Below are 3302 nucleotides of genomic sequence, written 5' to 3'. Positions count from 1 at the left end.
GGCTGGCACCGCGCCTCCCGTCCGTTCGTGGTGGCGCGTCGGGCGCGGTGCGCTCCGCACGGAGCGGCTCCGCTGGTCGCCACCTGGTCGCAGAACCTGTCGCGCGCGGGCTCGGCGAACGGCAGGTCGTGCGACCAACGCGATCGGCACGCGGCACGTCACACGACCAACGCGCCACCGGCCGGGTGCCGATCGACACACACGAAGGCCCCCGCACCGGATCGGTACGGGGGCCTTCGGACGTGCGTGGTGCCTACTTCGAGGCAGTGCCGCGACGCTCACGGAGCTGCTGGAGCGCGTCCTCGAGGAGCTGCGCAGCCTCTTCCTCGGTGCGGCGCTCCTTCACGTAGGCGAGGTGCGTCTTGTACGGCTCGGTCTTCGCGACCTGCGGCGGGTTCTCCTTGTCACGACCGGCCGGGAGACCGGTGGACGGCGAGTCGACCGTCTCGGGGATCTCGTCGTCGGGCAGGCCCGCGGCGAAGTACCGCACGACCTCGTTGCCCAGGGCGTCCCAGTAGGAGATCGCGACGCGCTCCGCCTGGACCCCGCGGTCCTGCTCGCCCATCGGCCCTGCGCCCACGCGCGATCCGCGGATGGCGCTGCCTCCTGATGCCATGTGTCAGCTCCCCGTCGTGAACTTGTTGATGAGACCGAGCACGATGATCGAGATGATCCAGACCAGACCGAGGATCACCGTGATGCGGTTGAGGTTGCGCTCGGCGACGCCGGACGCCCCGAGGTTGCTCGTCACGCCGCCGCCGAACATGTCGGAGAGGCCACCACCGCGGCCCTTGTGCAGCAGGATGAGGAGCGTGAGCAGGAGGCTCGTGATCGCGAGCAGGACCTGCAGCACGACGGAGAGAATCGCCACGACGTACCTTTCGTGTCAGTCAGCCGTACGAGTATACCGAGGACGCGTCGCCCCCGGGCACGACGGGCCGGGCGTGGAACAGGCCGGCCGCGTGAGCGACCGGCCTGTCCGGGTGGATCAGAGTCCGACGTGCTGGCGGAAGCGCGCGATCGCCGCGAACTCCTGCACGTCGAGCGAGGCGCCGCCGACGAGCGCGCCGTCGACGTCGGGCTCCCGGAGGAAGCCGGCGATGTTGCCCGACTTCACCGAGCCGCCGTACAGGACACGGGTCGCCGCAGCGGCCTCGTCGCCCCAGGCTGCGGCGATGCCACGACGGATCGCCGCGCACTCCTCCTGCGCCTGGTCGGCGGTGGCGGCCTGGCCGGAGCCGATGGCCCAGACCGGCTCGTACGCGACGACGATCTCCGCGGGCTGCACGGCGTCGAGGACGACCTGCAGCTGCTCGACCGCGACGACACCGGCGCCGCGCTCCTCGCGCTGCTCGCCGGTCTCGCCGACGCAGACGACCGGCACCAGCCCGTGCTTGACCGCCGCGGCCGTCTTCGCCGCGACGACCTCGTCGGTCTCACCGTGCATCGTGCGACGCTCGGAGTGGCCGACGATGACGTACTGCGCGTCCAGGGCAGCGAGGAACGCTCCCGAGACGTCACCGGTGTAGGCACCGGAGTCGTACTGCGAGAGGTCCTGTGCGCCGAAGCGGATCGGCAGCTTGTCCGCCGAGATCAGCGTCTGCACGCTGCGGAGGTCGGTGAAGGGCGGGAACACCGCGACCTCGACCTCGTCGTGGTCGTGGCGGGCGTCCTTCAGCGTCCACGCGAGCTTCTGCACGGTGGCGATGGCCTGGAGGTGGTCCAGGTTCATCTTCCAGTTGCCGGCGATCAGTGGCGTACGGCTCATCGGGACCACCCCAGCGCTTCGAGACCGGGCAGCGACTTGCCCTCGAGGAACTCGAGGCTCGCACCACCGCCGGTCGAGATGTGTCCGAACTGGTCGTCCGAGAACCCGAGCGACCGGACCGCAGCTGCGGAGTCCCCACCACCGACCACCCCGAGGCCGTCGACCTCGGTGAGCGCCTGCGCGACGGTCTTCGTGCCCGCCGCGAACGCCGGGAACTCGAACACGCCCATCGGGCCGTTCCAGAACACCGTCTTCGAGCCGGACACCGCCGCCGCGAACCGCTCGGCCGTCTCCGGACCGATGTCGAGGCCGATGCCGTCGGCGCCGAACGACGACGACTCGATCGCGTCTGCCGCGACGGTCTCGTGGGAGGCGTCGGCCGCGAACCCGGAGGCCACGACGACGTCGGTCGGCAGGTCGATCGTCACGCCGAGCTCCTGCGCCCGCGAGAGGTACCCGCGGACGGTGTCGAGCTGGTCGGCCTCGAGCAGCGACTTCGCGACCCCGTGGCCCTGGGCCGCGAGGAACGTGAAGAGCATGCCGCCGCCGATGCAGAGCGTGTCGACCTGCGGCAGGAGGTGGTCGATGACACCGAGCTTGTCGCTCACCTTCGACCCGCCGAGCACGACCGTGTACGGACGCTCGGGGTTCGACGTGAGGCGTTCGAGGACCGTCAGCTCGGTCTCGATGAGCGAGCCGGCAGCCGACGGGAGCGCCGACGCGAGCTCGTACACCGAGGCCTGCTTGCGGTGCACGACACCGAAGCCGTCGGACACGAACGCGTCGCCGAGGGCGGCGATCCGTTCGGCGAACGCCTGGCGCTCGGAGGCGTCCTTCGAGGTCTCCTCCGGGTTGAAGCGGAGGTTCTCGAGCAGGAGGACGTCGCCGTCACCGAGCTCCGCGGCGGCCGCGGTCGCCTCGTCGCCGACGGTCTCGCCGACGAACGTGACCTCTTTCCCGAGGAGCTCGGAGAGGCGCTGCGCCACCGGGGCGAGCGAGTACTCCGGAGCCGGCGACCCGTCGGGCCGACCGAGGTGCGAGATCACGATGACGCGGGCGCCGGCGTTGACGAGCGTGTTCAGCGTGTCGAGCGACGCACGCACGCGGCCGTCGTCGGTGATCGTGCCGTCCTTCAGGGGGACGTTCAGGTCACACCGGACGACGACGCGCTTGCCGGCGAGGTCGCCGAGGTCGCCGAGGGTTCGGAGCGTCATGGCTTAGAGGCGCTCGCCCACGTACTCGGTGAGGTCGACGAGGCGGTTCGAGTAGCCCCACTCGTTGTCGTACCACGAGGTGATCTTCACGAGGCCGCCGATGACCTTGGTCAGGCCGGAGTCGTAGATCGAGGAGTGCGGGTCGGTCGTGATGTCGGTCGACACCAGCGGGTCCTCGCTGTAGAGCAGGATGCCCTTGAGCGGGCCCTCCGCGGCTTCCTTGTAGGCGGCGTTGATCTCGTCGACGGTGACCTCGGACTTGGTCTCGAGGGTGAGGTCGGTGATCGAGCCGGTGGGGACCGGGACGCGGAGCGCGAAGC

At 70.4% G+C, this 3302-nt stretch carries 4 protein-coding genes and 1 pseudogene; all 5 read right to left on the bottom strand.

Annotation, left to right across the window (positions count from 1 at the left end):
* Nucleotides 1–253 precede the first annotated feature (253 nt).
* Entirely contained in the window at nucleotides 254–616 is a 363-nt protein-coding gene (locus tag ACSW7Y_RS16670; protein WP_412880848.1) for an RNA polymerase-binding protein RbpA, read from the bottom strand.
* Nucleotides 617–619: 3 nt separating this feature from the next.
* Nucleotides 620–871, bottom strand: a complete 252-nt coding sequence (gene secG, locus ACSW7Y_RS16665) for a preprotein translocase subunit SecG (protein ID WP_022902309.1) — start codon at nucleotides 869–871, stop codon at nucleotides 620–622.
* Between the two features lie 117 nt (nucleotides 872–988).
* Nucleotides 989–1768 carry a triose-phosphate isomerase gene (gene tpiA, locus ACSW7Y_RS16660; RefSeq protein WP_438127347.1) on the bottom strand — a complete coding sequence of 260 codons (780 nt, stop codon included), beginning with the start codon at nucleotides 1766–1768 and terminating at the stop codon, nucleotides 989–991.
* Entirely contained in the window at nucleotides 1765–2982 is a 1218-nt protein-coding gene (locus ACSW7Y_RS16655) for a phosphoglycerate kinase (protein WP_438127346.1), read from the bottom strand. Before ACSW7Y_RS16655 ends, tpiA begins: the two co-directional genes overlap by 4 nt.
* A 3-nt stretch (nucleotides 2983–2985) precedes the next feature.
* Nucleotides 2986–3302 (bottom strand): annotated as a pseudogene (locus tag ACSW7Y_RS16650) (type I glyceraldehyde-3-phosphate dehydrogenase); the annotation flags it as partial.

Source organism: Curtobacterium flaccumfaciens (assembly GCF_051548005.1).
GTDB lineage: Bacteria > Actinomycetota > Actinomycetes > Actinomycetales > Microbacteriaceae > Curtobacterium.
This window is presented reverse-complemented; position numbering and strand designations above follow the sequence as displayed.

Excerpts from the sequence above, each read along its gene's own strand:
- tpiA (WP_438127347.1), bottom strand. The coding sequence starts at position 1,768 with ATGAGCCGTACGCCACTGATCGCCGGCAACTGGAAGATGAACCTGGAC.
- ACSW7Y_RS16670 (WP_412880848.1), bottom strand. The coding sequence starts at position 616 with ATGGCATCAGGAGGCAGCGCCATCCGCGGATCGCGCGTGGGCGCAGGG.
- ACSW7Y_RS16655 (WP_438127346.1), bottom strand. The coding sequence starts at position 2,982 with ATGACGCTCCGAACCCTCGGCGACCTCGGCGACCTCGCCGGCAAGCGC.